Annotated in this window: 14 protein-coding genes; 9 read left to right on the top strand and 5 right to left on the bottom strand. The window is 45.3% G+C overall.

All coding sequences use genetic code 11. The annotated features are described in order from the left end of the window. Positions 1-219: 219 nt before the first annotated feature. Both prsT and ACFO4O_RS09965 read left to right on the top strand, forming a co-directional pair. Positions 220-3012: an XrtA/PEP-CTERM system TPR-repeat protein PrsT gene (prsT, locus tag ACFO4O_RS09970; RefSeq protein WP_382407929.1), complete on the top strand. Its 2793-nt coding sequence runs from the start codon at positions 220-222 to the stop codon at positions 3010-3012. Between the two features lie 149 nt (positions 3013-3161). After that, positions 3162-4028: an ion transporter gene (locus ACFO4O_RS09965; RefSeq protein ID WP_382407927.1), complete on the top strand. Its 867-nt coding sequence runs from the start codon at positions 3162-3164 to the stop codon at positions 4026-4028. A gap of 44 nt (positions 4029-4072) precedes the next feature. Here ACFO4O_RS09965 and tolC read toward each other — a convergent pair whose 3' ends face one another. Next, positions 4073-5422, bottom strand: a complete 1350-nt coding sequence (gene tolC / locus ACFO4O_RS09960) for an outer membrane channel protein TolC (protein ID WP_382407925.1) — start codon at positions 5420-5422, stop codon at positions 4073-4075. 190 nt (positions 5423-5612) lie between these two features. On the opposite strand from tolC, the gene nudF reads away from it, so the two are divergent. From nudF to ACFO4O_RS09930, 6 genes are all read left to right on the top strand, one after another. Then, positions 5613-6233: an ADP-ribose diphosphatase gene (gene nudF / locus ACFO4O_RS09955; RefSeq protein ID WP_382407923.1), complete on the top strand. Its 621-nt coding sequence runs from the start codon at positions 5613-5615 to the stop codon at positions 6231-6233. Between the two features lie 111 nt (positions 6234-6344). Next, a complete protein-coding gene (locus ACFO4O_RS09950; protein WP_382408313.1) occupies positions 6345-6698 on the top strand; it encodes a DUF1249 domain-containing protein in 354 nt (117 codons plus the stop codon). Between the two features lie 30 nt (positions 6699-6728). Next, a complete protein-coding gene (locus tag ACFO4O_RS09945; protein ID WP_382408311.1) occupies positions 6729-7301 on the top strand; it encodes a YqiA/YcfP family alpha/beta fold hydrolase in 573 nt (190 codons plus the stop codon). A 113-nt stretch (positions 7302-7414) separates the two neighbouring features. Next, complete coding sequence (parE, locus tag ACFO4O_RS09940; RefSeq protein ID WP_382407921.1) at positions 7415-9307, top strand: DNA topoisomerase IV subunit B; 1893 nt, start codon at positions 7415-7417, stop codon at positions 9305-9307. 4 nt (positions 9308-9311) lie between these two features. Beyond that, positions 9312-10592: a hypothetical protein gene (locus ACFO4O_RS09935; RefSeq protein ID WP_382407920.1), complete on the top strand. Its 1281-nt coding sequence runs from the start codon at positions 9312-9314 to the stop codon at positions 10590-10592. A gap of 37 nt (positions 10593-10629) precedes the next feature. Next, entirely contained in the window at positions 10630-11571 is a 942-nt protein-coding gene (locus ACFO4O_RS09930) for a TraB/GumN family protein (RefSeq protein WP_382407918.1), read from the top strand. Positions 11572-11687: 116 nt separating this feature from the next. Here the strand turns inward: ACFO4O_RS09930 and ACFO4O_RS09925 are convergent, their stop codons facing one another. Further along, entirely contained in the window at positions 11688-11999 is a 312-nt protein-coding gene (locus ACFO4O_RS09925) for a hypothetical protein (RefSeq protein WP_382407916.1), read from the bottom strand. Between the two features lie 169 nt (positions 12000-12168). Between ACFO4O_RS09925 and ACFO4O_RS09920 the strand changes: the two genes are divergently transcribed. Next, positions 12169-12339 carry a hypothetical protein gene (locus tag ACFO4O_RS09920; RefSeq protein WP_382407914.1) on the top strand — a complete coding sequence of 57 codons (171 nt, stop codon included), beginning with the start codon at positions 12169-12171 and terminating at the stop codon, positions 12337-12339. 220 nt (positions 12340-12559) lie between these two features. On the opposite strand, the gene ACFO4O_RS09915 is transcribed toward ACFO4O_RS09920, so the two are convergent. The 3 genes from ACFO4O_RS09915 to ACFO4O_RS09905 form a co-directional block, all read right to left on the bottom strand. Then, entirely contained in the window at positions 12560-13066 is a 507-nt protein-coding gene (locus tag ACFO4O_RS09915; RefSeq protein WP_382407912.1) for a hypothetical protein, read from the bottom strand. Between the two features lie 348 nt (positions 13067-13414). After that, positions 13415-13969 carry a hypothetical protein gene (locus ACFO4O_RS09910; protein WP_382407910.1) on the bottom strand — a complete coding sequence of 185 codons (555 nt, stop codon included), beginning with the start codon at positions 13967-13969 and terminating at the stop codon, positions 13415-13417. Next, positions 13960-15925 (bottom strand): RHS repeat domain-containing protein (locus ACFO4O_RS09905; RefSeq protein WP_382407908.1); only part of this gene is annotated, 1966 nt, incomplete at its 5' end. The genes ACFO4O_RS09910 and ACFO4O_RS09905, both read right to left, overlap by 10 nt.

Raw genomic sequence — 15925 nt, 5'->3', positions numbered from 1 at the left:
TCCTGATAAATTACAAGAATGAGGCTTAAGCAGAGAGGATACGTGCGCCAGATGATAATCAATTATTATATTAGAAATCACGTCTAGATACCATTAAACTTATTGCACAAGAGACGCTTTAATGTGTAAATATAGCGTGATTGTCGGTGAAAATCGAAATGCTAGCGAAAGCGCCCCGCTTACCGAGCACAATATTAGATTGAATAGAGGAAGTTTGTCATGTTGCGTAATAATCCCCAAAGTCGTCGTTCGACACCCGTAAAACGTATTGCACAGGCACTTGGTGCCGGCGTTTTACTGTTTGGTTTAATGGCGTGTTCGGGTAAAACCGTAGATGAACATATTCAGCAGGCTCAGGTTTACGTAGACCAGGGTGACAATAACGCCGCCATTATTGAGCTAAAAAGTGCGGTGCAGCAAGATCCACGCTCAGCCCAAGCGCGTTTTGAGTTGGGCAAAATCTATATCGAGCAGAAGAATTTCGAATCGGCGGAAAAAGAGCTTTCTCGGGCACTAGAATTAGGGCATCCACCGCCCAAGGTTATTCCTTTACTGTCGGAGGCGTATCAACGAACGGGGGCGAATGTTGCGCTTGCTGACTTAAGTTACGATGAACAAAGCATGACAACCGTAGAGCGATTGGAAATTGGATTTCGTAAGCTACAATCGCTGATTCAACTCGAGAAGAACGCAGAAGCGAGAATATTAATCGACCAAATGGCTCCGCTTGAATCTAGCTCGGTTTACAAAGGATTGATTGAGGCGCACCGCGACATACTCGACAAAGATTACGAAAGCGCCCTGACGCAAGCTATTGCTCTGCAAGAGCGCGCTCCGCTTAACCGAGACGTGCTTAGCTTTACCGCGCGTTTATACATGCTCAACGGTCAAGAAGAAAAAGCCGCTGAAATTTACGAAGAGTATTCGAAAGTCGCCACCGACGATATCGAATCGAAGTTTGCGTTGGCTAATATGTTGGTGCAGCAGGGCGAGACAGAGCGCGCAGAGGTTTATGTAGATGAGCTTATGCAAATAAGCGATACCAATGGCCTGTTAAATCAGCTCAAAGGGATTATTCGTGCGGCCAACGGCGATTTTCAGGGCGCACTAGATTACAGCGTGAAGGCAATTCAGTTTGGTCAAGCCGACCCACGCGTGCGTTTGGTAGCGGGTTTTGCCGCCTATCAATTGGGCGAATTTGAAAAAGCGGTGATGCATTTAACCGTTGTTGCCCCGGCCCTGCCAGATGGACACCCTGGGCTGCGCATTTTAGCGGCCAGTCAACTGCAATCAGATATGGGCACAGATGCGAGTAACATCCTACCGCGTATTGGTGAACTGAGCGCGCAAGATGCGTCGTTGTTCTCGCGTGCAGGCTACGAACTTATCCAAGAGGGTAATATAGACGCCGCGAAAGAGGTCATAGCCCAAGCCGACAAGATTAGCGAAACCGCTGACGATCTCACCCGCCTTGGTATTTTAAAATTATCGGTGAACGACGTTGAGGGGCTTATAAATTTAGAGCAAGCGGTCGACAAAGCGCCAGAGTCGGTTACCGCAAAGTCGACTCTCGCAACTGCCTACTTGGGCACCAACCAATTAGATAAAGCGCTTGCACTTGCCCTCGAATGGCAGCAGTCTGCGCCGAATGCAATTGAAGGGTTTTTATTAGAATCGGAGGTGTATCAACGTCAAGCAAACTACGAAAAGGCTTTACAGATACTCGAAAAAGCGAGTCAGATTGACAGCAATAATGCGGCCCTATTGGTTGCCCAGATACGACTCAATCTTCGTCAAAAGAATATTGATACTGCCCTGACCTTCACTGAAACCTTACTGACACAAGAGCCAGAAAATGTGGTTGCCTTAGCCAGTTTGTTTGCCATTAAGTCGGATAAGGGGCAGGCGAGTGACGCAATTTCGCGTATTCAATCGGCTTTTAATAAAGATAAAAGCAATCAACAATTAGCGCTTTTGCTAGCGAGAGCAGGGCTGGCCAGTCAGCAGCCTAAACTGGCCGTTGAGGCACTAGACTCAATTGAAGCGACGCGCGGTGCACCAAGCCAGTATTGGTCGATGCGAGGGTTTGCATTGTTGCGTGACAATCAAACTGATGCGGCCGAAAAACACTATGAAACTTGGATGGACTTGTTTCCTAAACAAGAAAATGCGGTCATTGGACGGCTTTTGATTTTAGATGCAAAACGACAGTACGAGCGTGGACTCGACCTTATTGTTGAGTTTTTGGCGCGCAAGGATAATTTGCAGGTCAGATTACTTGAAGCTTATTTTTACGCCATGGCGGGCGAGGCCGAGCAAGCCAGAACCAAGGTAAATGCCATTGATGATAAATATCAAGCTCTGCCTTTTTTACGCGGTGTTAAAGCGCGTATCGCGCTGCTTGAAGGGAGACCCACTGATGCTTTAGATGATGCGCGCGCTTCGTTTGAGGACAACCCTAAGACCGACAATTTAATTGTGTTGGTGCAGGCATTAGATATGACAGGTCAGGCTGATGCAGCGTATCAATTGGTGGAGCAATTCTCTCAAGCCAATCCGAATGATATGCGGGTAAAACTTCTGCTGGCACAGCGTCAAATTTCTAAAGATAGCCAACAGGCGATTAAGACTTACAGCGAAATGCTTGAGAAAACCCCTAACAGCTTTGTTGTGCTAAATAACCTAGCGTATTTGCTAATGGAAGACGGAGACCTCGATACGGCGGCTGGCCTTGCAAAGCGCGCGTATGACCTTCAGCCAGACAATGCTGCAACGGTAGATACCTACGCGCAAATCTTAATTAGGCAAAATAACATTGAAGACGCGGTGGAGGCCTACAATAAAGTCATGAGTGACGAAGTAACGAACGAAGAGGTTATCCTTAACTACATTGAAGCACTATTGAAAAATGGCTCGACGGTTGTGGCCAAGCGCCGGCTTGAAGCGAGAAGCTTTGTATTGCCGGAATCTCTAGAGCGCATCGATGCTCTGCGTCAGCAGTTTGATCTTTAGCATATTTGTTGTAGCTGCTTGAAAACAGACAGTTAAAAACAGACAGATAAAATAAGAGAAATATAAATAAGAGTAAAATTTACGAAAATACGACGGCCTGCTCTACAGCAGGTCGTTTTGATTTAGCGTTTTAAGTGGAAAATCTTTCGATGTTTGACAATATGCATGCCGCGCTAGTTCGTTTGCGGCATAACAAGGCTTTTGAGTTTTTCGTTATTGCGGTGATCATTATTTCTGCGCTCGAAATTGGCGCAAAAACTTACGATTTATCCGATACCGCCCTGTCTATCACGCACTACTTAGACGTGTTTATTACTGTCTTTTTTCTTATTGAAATATTGATTCGTTTTATTGCAGAAGAAAAGAAGCGGGATTTTTTCAAATCGGCTTGGAACGTATTCGACACTGCTGTCGTTGTGATCAGCCTTATTCCTATCAACGAGTCGGAAATGGCGCTGCTAGCCCGTCTTATTCGCATTTTCCGCGTGCTCAGGATGATTTCTATTGTGCCGGAGCTTAGGGTGTTGATTAACTCTCTTATGGTCGCGCTGCCGCGCTTAGGTTATGTCGTGCTACTCATGTTTATCATCTTCTATATTTATGCGGCAATCGGGTCCTTTTTGTTTAATGATATTAATCCGGTGTTGTGGGGTAATATTGCGATTTCGATGCTGACATTATTCAGGGTAATGACCTTTGAAGATTGGACTGATATTCAGTACGAAACCATGGACGTTTATCCAATGAGTTGGCTATTTTATATGACGTTTATTTTCTTCACGGCCTTTGCGTTTTTAAACATGGTCATTGGCATCGTAGTGGGTGTGATGGAGGAAGAGCATAGCAAAGAGCGCAATCAAGGCCAACCTAGCTTGGCAGACATACAAGCGCAAATTGCACAGTTGAGCGCGCAGTTAGAGCGAATGCAAGGGGCCGATAGCGCCACCCACCACACTGAAGGCGCCAATCAGCAGAAAAACCTTGATACATCAAAAGACGCTAAGCAACCAAAATAGTACTCAAGCGAACGATAAAGCCCGTTGAGGGCGTCTTAGCGCAATTAAGACTGCTCTTGCGGCGCTGCCTTTAGTGCTTGGTTTATTGCCTGTAGGTCGTCTACTGTAAGCGTGCCAGCCGCTGCTTTTAAGCTTATGATTGAGGCAATAAAGCTGTAGCGTGCGTCGGCGAGATTACGGCGAGCGTCAAACAAGTTACGAGTGCTGTTTAGCACGTCTACGATGGTACGCGTGCCTACATCAAAACCCGCTTCGGTGGCTTGCAAAGCACTTTGTGCCGAGACAACTGATTGCTCAAGAGCACGGATGGTTGAAATCGCCGCTTTTGTATCATTAAAAGAGCTGCGCACAGTTCGAACGGTTTGGCGATACGTTAACTCAAGAGTTTCACTGGCTACGACAAAATCAGAGCGAGCGATATCGCTACGGGCACTCACCGAACCGCCTTGGTAAATCGGCACATTCAGTGAAAGCGTGATGCTCTGAGAATCTAGTGAGGGTAGGTCGGTTGGCGCGCCGTCGTCAATGGTATTTTCACTGTCGTCAACGCCATAGGAGCCACGTAATCCAAGCGTTGGATAGTGCCCCGACTTGGCTATATCGATGTCTTGTTTTGCGATATCTTTAGCAAAACGCTGAGCAAGTAGTGTGAGATTTGATTCTTTAGCAATATCCAACCAAGCGCTTGCCGTTTCAGGAACCGGCGCAGTTGCAGTAAATCGCTCGGTGTCTAATACAAATAAGTTGTCATGATACTTGCCAGTGATTTCTCGCAATTCTTCTAAGCGAAGCTCAACTGAGTTTTCGGCTCGAATTTGGCGTGCAACCGTATTATCGAAGTTTGCTTGCGCCTCATGGACATCAGTAATGGCGGTTAAGCCCACCTCAAAACGTTGCTTAGTTTGCTCTAACTGTCGCTCAATTGCACGCAACTCTGCTTTTACAAATTCTACGTTGTCTTGTTCTCTTAGCACCGCTAAATAAGCGCTTACAGTGCGCTGCATGAGGCTCTGCAGAGTAGCCCCGAGTGAGGCATCGCTTTGCTGAGCCACTAATTCGGCGCGGTCAAGACCCAACCAGTTCGCGTGGTCGTACAAAGACATGTTTAGCTCTATGCCATAGCTTAATGAGGTGTTATCGATGTTAAATACACCAAATCCAGGCTGAAAACGCTCACTGCTGCTGTCAGAGTAGCTGACACTGCCAGAGAGTTGGGGCAATAAGCTTGCACGGTTTAGGTCAATCGCGGCGTAGGCAGACTCTTTTTGAGCCTGTGCACGATTAATTATAGGGTCGTTTTCAGCGGCCAGTTGGTATACCGTCATTAAGTCATCGGCGTATGCTCCGCCAGAAACAGCGAAACCGACAATAAGCGTGAGTAAAGTTTTTTTCATTGGCAAGCGCCCTAATGTATCTAACTAATAATAAAATTGATGGAGATTAGTGTAGTGTATTCAAGCCACTTGTGACATCAAATGCTTGTAATATTTAGCCTCTAAGTGTAACAGAATGTAATGAAAATGCAGATTAAGTTTCTGTTAACTCTGTCAAAAACGAAATATTTGGATATAGGATCAAAACAATATGAGTCAATTCACTAAGAACGATGTGAAACTGCTGAATAGCCAAACCTTGTACAGTGGCTTTTTTAAAATGGTGAAGTACTCATTTACCCACAAAAAATACGATGGCAGCGAAAGCGCCCTTGTGCAGCGCGAAGTATTTGAACGCGGTCACGCAGTGGCAGTTTTAGCTTACGACAGAAACTGCGAGGAATTTGTACTCATAGAACAGTTTAGATATCCTGCCGTGCCGACGACTGATGACCCTTGGATGATTGAGATAATTGCAGGCATCATTGAACAAGGTGAGCAAGAGGTTGAGGTATGTAAGCGGGAAGCGCTAGAAGAAGCAGGTGTGCATCTGCATAAGATAACAAAAGCCTTGACCTACCTCTCTAGCCCCGGAGGAACCACTGAAAGACTGCATATTTACATGGCCGAGGTTGACGCCAATAGTGCCGAGGGTATACACGGTTTAGACAGTGAGTCGGAAGATATAAAAGTATTAAGGGTAAGCGAAAAACAGGCGATAGCGTGGTTATGCGCGGGCAAAATTGACAACGCCGCTGCCATTATTGCGCTACAATGGTTTGCCTTGAACAAGCAGGAACTTTTTGCTCGCTGGGATAGCTGGGAAGACTAATTGATTGTGCTTACTAGAAATGCTTAAACGCTGTTGGAGCTACATTTGAAAAAACGTTACGTGCCGCATTTACCGAGTATTCTTGCTACCTGTGAGAATAACTATGTGTGCATGCTTAAATTGCTCCCCGATTGTGACAGTGAAGATTTAAGCTATGAGTTTAGCGTTACCGATAAGCTAACTTATCGTATTACCATTCTCGATTCTACTCGCTACACCAGCACGCTCAATGTGTCGCAGATTGACGTGACGACGCCTAAGTTTTTACGCCCGAGTATGGTGGTGCGCTTATATCACGATGCAAAAGTGGCTGAGGTGCTTGAATCTCAGCGCACGTCGCAGCTAAAACCGGTATACGAATACCCGAATTTAAACATGCATCAACGCAATGAGAAATTCATGGTAAATGTTTTTTTAGCTGAGTGGCTTCACTTTTGTTTGTCTTTACATACCGCCGATACATAAACATTATTACCACTGTAGCTATAGGACTCAATTCACGTGCATGTGATTTATTTACACGGATTTTTAAGCTCTCCTCAATCTGCTAAAGCGCAGCAAACTAAGCATTATGCAAGTAAGCACTTGCCGTCTTTAAATCTGCACATACCGCAGCTTTCTGGCAACATCACAAAAGCGATTGCGAGTGTTGAGGCGCTGATTGCTAGCTTACCACCTCAACCCCTGCGTTTTATTGGCAGTTCGATGGGCGGATTTTTGTCTACTTATTTTGTTGAAAAATACGGCGGCAAAGCGGTCTTAGTTAACCCAGCTGTATTGCCCTATCGCCTGCTGAGTCACTATCAGGGTGAACATATCAACCCACACAGTAAAGAGCGGTTTTTTATTCACCATCAAAGCATTGAGTTGCTCAAAGCTCTTGAGCCAAGCGCCCTTGAAAACGTTGGCGCTTATAAAGTTTTATTGCAAACTGGTGATGAAACGCTCGACTATCGCCTCGCAGAACAAAAGTACTGGGGGAGTCAGCTCACTGTTGAGCAAGGCGGTGACCATAGTTTTGTCAATTTCGAAGATCATTTACCGAGCATTTTTGATTTTTTACGCTAACAAACGGCATTCACCTCGAATTTGTCATATTGCTTGCACACAAGCGCCTTGCTACTATCAGTACATAGCAGAAAGGCTGTCCCTCACTAAGAATAACAATGAAGCGCTAACCTATGAGCAATCAATACAATTCAGATGCGATTGAGGTCTTAAACGGACTTGAACCAGTAAAACGCCGGCCGGGCATGTATACCGACACAACTCGCCCTAATCACCTCAGCCAAGAGGTGATTGACAACAGTGTGGATGAGGCGCTGGCCGGTCATGCCAGCTCCATTAAAGTGATTTTGCATGAAGACCAGTCTCTGGAAGTCATTGATGATGGTCGCGGTATGCCCGTAGATATTCACGCCGAAGAAAAAATCTCTGGCGTTGAACTTATCATGACGAAGCTTCATGCTGGTGGTAAGTTTTCTAACAAAAACTATGAATACTCGGGCGGTCTTCACGGCGTAGGTATTTCGGTGGTAAACGCTCTTTCTACTCGCGTAGAAGTCACAATCAGGCGAAACGGCGAGGTGCATCAAATCGCCTTTGCAAACGGCGATAAAGTAGAAGAACTCGCGGTAATTGATACCTGCGGTAAACGCAATACCGGCACAAGAGTGCATTTTTGGCCAGACCCAAGCTATTTTGATTCAGCAAAATTCTCGGTAAGCAAGCTGCTGCATGTGCTGCGAGCAAAAGCCGTTCTTTGTCCGGGCTTGCGCATTCGTTTTGACGACAAAGTGGGCAAAGAAACCTATGAATGGTACTTTGAAGACGGCCTGCGGGACTACCTCTATCAGTCGGTCAAAGATTATATTACCCTGCCTGACGACACTCCTTTTGTTGGACAATACGCCGGTAACGGCGAGGCGGCAGACTGGGCCTTAATGTGGCTGCCAGAAGGTGGCGAGATGGTCACTGAAAGCTATGTTAACCTCATTCCTACCGCCCAAGGTGGCACCCATGTAAACGGCCTACGCCAAGGCTTACTCGATGCAATGCGCGAGTTTTGTGAATTTAGAAACTTATTGCCCCGGGGCGTAAAAATAACGGCCGAAGATATCTGGGACCGCTGTAGCTATATTCTGTCAACCAAAATGCATGACCCGCAGTTTGCAGGCCAAACCAAAGAGCGTTTGTCGTCTCGCCAAGCCTCTGCCTTTGTTTCAGGCGTGGTGAAGGATGCCTTTAGTTTATGGCTGAATCAGCATACTGACGTAGCAGAACTGTTGGCAGAAATGTGTATCAATAATGCACAGCGCCGCCTCAAAGCGAGCAAAAAAGTGGCGCGCAAAAAAGTCACCCAAGGGCCGCCTTTGCCCGGCAAGCTCACCGATTGTTCAACCCAAGATAACAGCCGCTCAGAGCTTTTCTTAGTAGAGGGTGATTCAGCAGGTGGTTCTGCGAAACAGGCAAGAGACAGAGAATTTCAAGCAATCATGCCGCTGCGCGGTAAAATTTTAAACAGTTGGGAGGTTGATTCCTCGCAAGTACTGGCCTCACAAGAAATACATGATATTTCAGTGGCGCTGGGCATCGACCCTGATTCTGAGGATTTAAGCGGCTTACGCTACGGGAAAATATGCATACTGGCCGATGCAGATTCTGACGGACTCCACATTGCCACGCTTTTGTGCGCCTTATTTGTAAAGCACTTTAGAACGCTTGTGGATCAAGGCCACGTGTATGTTGCCATGCCGCCCCTGTTTAGGATAGATGTGGGCAAAGAGGTTTTTTACGCCCTCGATGAATCAGAGCGCAGGGGGATTTTGGACCGCATTGAGGCCGAGAAAAAACGCGGTAAAGTTAACGTGCAGCGCTTTAAAGGCTTAGGCGAGATGAATCCACTGCAACTGCGCGAAACCACTATGGACCCTAACACGCGCCGCTTGGTACAGCTGACCAGTAAAGACGGCGAAAATATGCTTGAGCTTATGGACATGCTGTTGGCGAAAAAGCGCTCTCCCGACCGCAAAGCTTGGCTTGAAAGCAAAGGTAATTTGGTTGTTGTGGAGTAGGTAAATGCGAAAGACGTTTACCGCGCTAGGCTTAGCAGCAGCGCTCATCTTGCTGCTGTTTATTTTACTCTTCGATTTGTCGCCTAGCGTAGATGTTGCTTCGAGCAAACAGGTCGATAAGGCCGACAGCGTAAATGCGCTGCTCGAACAAATTACAGTTGTGGTGCGTGAACGAAACGCGCCTCATCAGCTGAGTGTTAAACTAGAACAAGCTCACAGCTTAGCTGGATTTTTACAACGCGCCCACGCTCAGGCGAAAGCAGATGTGGCGTTTGAGCAAAACAAAGCTTTGCTGCAACTGAGCTATCAGTTTACTACCTTTGTGACCAACCTTTATTTAAATCTTGAGGTACAGGTGCTAAACGGAAAAGGTGTAAACCTCGCCTATGTAAAAATTGGCAGCATAAGCATACCCGGTGGTCTTGCCTTGAAGCTGACGCAGTGGCTTGCCAATACCTATACAGACAGTGAGGTTGCTACCGAAGCTATTGCGCTGGTTAAAGAAGTAGACATTACCCCTCAGCGTGCTTTGTTAGATTTGGCGCCTTCGGCCACGTTTTTCTTAGCCCTTAAAAGCATTCGCACAGGTGAGGACGACCCTCGAACTGTGTTGTTGAAACGCCAGCTTGTTCATTACCTACGTTTTTTAGACGCACTGGAGCAAGCCCCTTTAAATGCGGCCAATCATTCTTTAAGCGCATATTTACATCCTCTGATGCAAGAAGCGCAGCGCCTTAGCATATCAAGTGATGCGGTGTTGCAAAACGAAGCCGCTTTACTAGCGCTCGCGATTTATGCTGGAAATTACCGCTTTTCACGAATGGTCGGGCAGCTCGATATTGAGGTGGCCGATATTCCTACGTCGAAGCGTGCCCCGGTGTTAGCCGCTCGACAAGATTTGAGTTTGCATTTTTTATATTCTGCTGCAATTAAGTTGTTATCAGAACAAGATATCAGTATTGCGGTAGGCGAATTTAAAGAACTTATGGATAGAGGAGCGGGCGGGTCTGGCTATAGTTTTGCAGATTTGGCTGCGGATTTATCTGGCGCTCATCTTGCCGCGCTTGCGGTTAACCCGCAGTACGCGTCGCATGTGCAAAGCGTACTGAGCGCAAATGCATCTGAGCAGGCGTTTTTTCCAAGCGTTGATGGCCTCGATGAGGGCTTGAATGCTCAAGCCTTTGCCAGTAAATATCAGGCGGTCGATAGTGTCGCTTATCAACAGGCGGTAGACGTAATTAATCAGCGTATCGGCGAACTCGACGTATCTAATTTAAGCCCTTAGCCAAGGCAATAACAAAAAACTAATGTGTGAGGAAACGATGAAAGCAATGAGTTTGAGTAAGTTGAAGGCAATGAGTTTGGGTGAGTTGAAAGTAAAGGTATTCAAACGAATAGGTTCTAAAGTACTGAATACATTAGGTTGCGCACTATGCGCTTTAGTATTCGCCGTGAATACCCATGCAGCGATGGTGTATAAGGTTAGCAAAGGTGAGGACCACATTTATGTGGGCGGTACTATCCACGTGCTTACCGCCGCTGATTTTCCTCTCGCCCAGCCTTATGATACGGCCTATGCGCAAGCTGATGAGCTGGTATTTGAAACAGATTTGGCCGCATTTAAAGACCCTGCCATTATGGCGAAAATGGGGCCTGTTTTGATGCAAAGCGACGGACAAACCTTAACGTCACAGCTTTCTGAAAAAACGGCAAAGGAATTTACGCAGTTTTTGCTCGAAAGGCAGCTACCCATTGTGCAGTTTGATGCGCTGTCTGCAACCGGTGCCATGCTTACGCTAACCATGTTGGAGTTTCAGGCACAGGGCTTTGTGAGCGAGGGGGTTGATGCTTTTTATCATGCTAAAGGTAGCGAGCAGGGCAAAGACATTGCGTGGCTAGAGACGGTTGACAGTCAAATTGCACTTTTAGATAGTTTCGACAATGGCGACCCCGATGCGTTAATTGCCTATACGCTTGACGAGATAGATTTGAGTGCTGGCATAATTACTGAGCTCCATGAGGCATGGAAGGCTGGAGATTTAGCCGCGCTTGAGGCGGCAGGGCTTGCAGATATGAAGCGAGACTTTCCGCAGATATATCAGGACCTAATGCTAAGCCGAAATCAAAAGTGGCTGGTGCAGCTTGAGGCCATGTTTGACGACGACAATACCGAATATGTGCTGGTAGGGGCAATGCATTTGGCCGGCGATGACGGTATTTTGCACATGCTTGAGTCGAAAGGTTATGCGATTGAACGTTTGTAAGGCTGCGTAAGGAGGGCACCGCCTGTAAGGTGCTCTCTGTTATTTGCTAGTTCTCGTTATGACTTTCTATCTATAACTTTCAATTGCTTACGTGTAAAGGTCGCCGAGGGCGAGCTTCACAGGGTCTTTTTGAATTGCTCTAGTGTTGTTAATAAAAGCTCTAGCTTTTTTACAATAGTTGGTAACGCTTGATTAATGGTTTGTTCTGTTACCGATTCGCCCTGCAGGTGGGCAACATCCCCAGCAACTTCTTCAACATAGCTTGAAAAGCGTTTGCTGCGACTGGTAAACGGGGTGTCGTCGCCAAAAATAGTCTGAAATTTTCCTTTACCAGATGCGCTTAAAGCATCTAAGGCGGTGTCGGCATCAATGGCTTTTCGATATACAACTTGTAAATTATCGTTTAATGCGTGAATGACTTTTTTCATATCTTCCTTTTGATGTATGTTTTGTTAGATCCTGCAAACATAAGCAAAGCGCTCTGCTCAACATGACAATAATTACGCGAGACTAATGCATAACGCTAGCATGCCGATATGTCTAAGATGGGCAATTGTGCCTGCATTCATAGCTCGCTACAAGCGCGTGGAGGAACAGATGATGGATTTACAAGGTACAAGCGATCTTGCTTTTACCCTTCAAATTAAATCTGCGCAAATGGCAAACAGCCAGCAGAAGCAAGAAGGGCAGGCAGTGCTTCAGTTACTCGAAGCAGCAGCACCCGCGCCTAGCGGTAGCTCAGGATATAACGTTAATACTTATGCGTAGCTTGAGTGTTAGGCTGAAGTCCTAAATCAATCGGCGTTTTCACTCGCTGAAGAATCGACACATATCACCGCATTCGATTTGCCACACGACAGCCAAGCACCTATTGCAATCTGGCGCTAAGCCAAGAGTCGATTGATTATTGAGATCGAGGAGCGCCTCGAAAAACATGTTTACTAATGGCAATTATGCAGAATCTATTACAGGCTCTGAATTCATTGACTTAAGTAGGAAATACTTGTTGCTTTTCTGAACTTTTCTTCAATATGAAATGTTTGCTGCTTGTTGCATTGTTTACTTTTAAATAAACAGTAAAATCTATTTCATCTACTCCAATTTTACTGGAGATATGAGATTTATGTATAGTCAATAACCGTAAGCTATCTTTAAACAGATCCGTGCCTGCGACTTTGTCAAACAAAAATATTTCTTTATCTAAATTCACTTCCGTTTTCATACCCTTTACATTCAATATAACCTTTTCAATAGTTACATGCTTATCCTTCTGTGGTGAGTATATTCCTAACCAAATAGCAAACTCATCATTATTGATGGCTTTCACATCACTAACAAATAGAGCACCTTGAAATTTAAAAGGGGTTATGTCAGGTAAATCATAATCAAAAGACTCGTAAAATAGCTGTGAATTTTGATGTTCAAATTTGGTCAACTCAACATAATTACAAGCTGACAAACCTAGCAAACTAAAAAAAGATAAAATAAGCTTCATTCTCATAACCTCAACGACAAGACCAACTTTGCACTCGAGTATTTCCTCCAACCCAATAAGGAGCCACGTTCAACGCTAAATGCCTTATTCCTTTCGCTTCAATTCTTCCGCGCATGTCGGTAATGCCTACGCTGCAAATTTCATGAGTCCGGTGTAGCCGCGCTCGGTGGTGTTTTGATGGGCAATGCCATCTAATATCGAGCTGTGAAGCAACTGAATTTGCCTATCAAACAACATATTCTATTAGTAACCATTTGTTTATAGATATGCAAAAAGCCACAGAACAACAGAAATCAATGCTAATGTTGATTATTCTCTCTACCCCGATCTATATGTGAATTACCTACGTCATTTGGTATAGATGGTGCCTCGAACTAAATGTCCACTTGTAGGCTCGCGAACTATTTTCAATCGGCCAAGATCGTCTTCACTCAAAATCATTCTTAATTCATCGCAGATGTAAAACGTGGCTGAAAACGCGCCTTCAGAGGGAAAATATAAGAGAAAGCCACCCACTTCGTTGTTGCTCGCTAAAGGTATACGCTTATTTTTTATATTTTGTATCCGTGTAGCGATTGTTTGATAAAACTCGGGATCGAAATGTTTGCGAAAAAGTTGACCGTTGTCGCTGGTCTGATTATATATCCCATCACTATCGAGACTCCTAAACTCCAAAAACGTCGTATTTTCAATAGATGAAAGCTCAATTTCTGCGCCATCAGGTATGAACACCCCTTGCTCAAAATATGAAGTGTCTTCGACCAATGCATAATCTTTGAGTTTGGCTTCACAATCTTGAGGCGACACTTGATAATCCACATCTGATTGGAATATTGCGGTTTCAGAGTCACATCCAAAGTTTGGCAATACCAACGAAGCTAAAAAAAACAGTCTCAAAAACATTGAATTTCCTTTTGACAATTGTTGATGTAATAGTCAGTAGCTGAGAGTTCAAGCATTCTTAACCGGTCCTCAAACCTAGGGTTTTTATCAAAAAATTTACTGTAAACTTGCGACCGATTGTAAAAATCAATCAGAGAGTTAACATGTCCAAATGCACCGACAAGTTTCCCATGTTTGTTATCCATGCCACCCCCTAACGGTATAGCAGCGCTTTTTGCATCTTGTGGCACTGAGCTGGCGCCAGTCACTATCGCTATGCTTGTTAGATGAACGCTAAGGACAACATCAACACTTAATGCATTTACCATCTGTTTTCGCTCGAATTCGGCATGCTTGCGGCTTCTAACCAAAGCGCCAGCATGACTGTGTGTTTTACGAAAACCTAATACTTTTGCGTGCGTTGCAATCTGGATCCTGCCCATGAGTGTCCGAGGATTTAACTCTGCTATGTATTGCCTGTATTGAAAAGCATAGTCTTTCAGGTCGTCGCTTGCCAAGTCTTTACTATTTGATCTTGCAAAGATATCTCCCGTTGATTGTTGATGTGTGTCACTACTCATCGCTCTTGCTCCAGCTTCAACGGCAGTATTTATTGCAACCTTTTCATACCAACTAAAGTTTTCGTTTGCATTAACATAACTACTAACGTAAGCAGTAAACGCACCTCTTAACGCACCAGAAGAAGTTCCACCCATAGCTCGCGTAAACTCATAACTCCAAGCGGCTGCGCCCCATGCTCCACCAAAATATGTTGCAACTGCTGAACCAATAAAGTTAACTAATTCAGCTCCAAAGATTTTACTCGCTCCGCGAATGATTGACCGTCCAAGCTTTTTGAACGGCTTGGTAATGTTGTTCCAAAGATAGCCACTTGGGTCGGTGTAGCTAAGCGGATTGTTAAGGACGTAGCTATATCTATTGTAAGACTGGCTATTCGTCGGTCCCTGAATAAAGGGATCAGCCTGGAAGAACCTACCTAAAGTGGGGTCGTAGATCCGCCCGTTCATATGTGTAATGCCTACGCTGCCCATTTCGTGATGTCCGGTGTAGCCACGCTCGGTGGTGGGTTGATAGGCAATGCCATCTAACACCGAGCTTTGAAGCAACTGAATTTGCTCTCCAAATGGGGTATATAAATATTGACTGACCACACTGGCATCCCAATCCGTCACCATTGCCACCGAGCCCTGCACATCTTTGATGATGTAGTGTTCATCGCGCCTGTTTGAAATGCTCTGAGAGGTCGTGCTTTGCCTAAAGGTAAAGACTACGTTGCCATTGGCCTCGGTAAACTTATGCTCAGTTATTTGATTGCCTGTGCTTTTTTCTATGCGCTCGTAGCCATCAATGTAAGTGTGGGTAGTAATAACCAGTTGGCCGTTTTCCATACGCTTATGGGTTTTACGCAGTATTTGCCTGTCTATGCCGTAGGTAATATTAACCACGTTACCGCCTTTCGTAATGCGGCTGGGTTTGTTGAACGGGGTATAGGTAAAAGTACGCTCACCATCGGCTAAAGTGTTGCCGTTGTCATCGTAGGCAAAGCTTAAAAGTTTACTGGCTTCACTTAAGCTGGCATCGCTGTGAATACTGACAAGTTGATTGGGTAAATCTGTTTTTGACGGGTCATCGTGGGTGTATTTGTAATGCCCTTTGTCTGACTTGTGCTTAATGTTACCTGCTGCATCATATTCGTAGTCAAAGTTTTGCGTAAAACTGTTAGCTAATGCGCCTTGCGTCATCGCTAAGGTGCGCTTATTTAAACGATTCAAGTCATCGGTGTACTCAAAGGTTTCAACAAATGCTTGCGTGCCGCCATTGCCGTCGTAATAGGAGCTGCTCTTTTCATACACATTGCCGATATCGTCTAGCTCAATATGACTGCTAAAATAGGTAGTATTGCCATGCATAGCGTTAACCGTTGTCAGGGCGCCGTATTCGTTATACAAATACTCA

Source organism: Glaciecola siphonariae (assembly GCF_042652645.1).
In the GTDB taxonomy this organism is placed as follows: Bacteria; Pseudomonadota; Gammaproteobacteria; order Enterobacterales; family Alteromonadaceae; genus Glaciecola; species Glaciecola siphonariae.
This window is presented reverse-complemented; position numbering and strand designations above follow the sequence as displayed.

Coding starts and splice junctions, on each gene's coding strand:
- prsT (WP_382407929.1), top strand. CDS start 220: ATGTTGCGTAATAATCCCCAAAGTCGTCGTTCGACACCCGTAAAACGT.
- ACFO4O_RS09935 (WP_382407920.1), top strand. CDS start 9,312: ATGCGAAAGACGTTTACCGCGCTAGGCTTAGCAGCAGCGCTCATCTTG.
- ACFO4O_RS09920 (WP_382407914.1), top strand. CDS start 12,169: ATGATGGATTTACAAGGTACAAGCGATCTTGCTTTTACCCTTCAAATT.
- ACFO4O_RS09925 (WP_382407916.1), bottom strand. CDS start 11,999: ATGAAAAAAGTCATTCACGCATTAAACGATAATTTACAAGTTGTATAT.
- ACFO4O_RS09965 (WP_382407927.1), top strand. CDS start 3,162: ATGTTTGACAATATGCATGCCGCGCTAGTTCGTTTGCGGCATAACAAG.
- ACFO4O_RS09930 (WP_382407918.1), top strand. CDS start 10,630: ATGAAAGCAATGAGTTTGAGTAAGTTGAAGGCAATGAGTTTGGGTGAG.
- ACFO4O_RS09910 (WP_382407910.1), bottom strand. CDS start 13,969: ATGTTTTTGAGACTGTTTTTTTTAGCTTCGTTGGTATTGCCAAACTTT.
- nudF (WP_382407923.1), top strand. CDS start 5,613: ATGAGTCAATTCACTAAGAACGATGTGAAACTGCTGAATAGCCAAACC.
- tolC (WP_382407925.1), bottom strand. CDS start 5,422: ATGAAAAAAACTTTACTCACGCTTATTGTCGGTTTCGCTGTTTCTGGC.
- ACFO4O_RS09950 (WP_382408313.1), top strand. CDS start 6,345: ATGCTTAAATTGCTCCCCGATTGTGACAGTGAAGATTTAAGCTATGAG.
- ACFO4O_RS09915 (WP_382407912.1), bottom strand. CDS start 13,066: ATGAAGCTTATTTTATCTTTTTTTAGTTTGCTAGGTTTGTCAGCTTGT.
- parE (WP_382407921.1), top strand. CDS start 7,415: ATGAGCAATCAATACAATTCAGATGCGATTGAGGTCTTAAACGGACTT.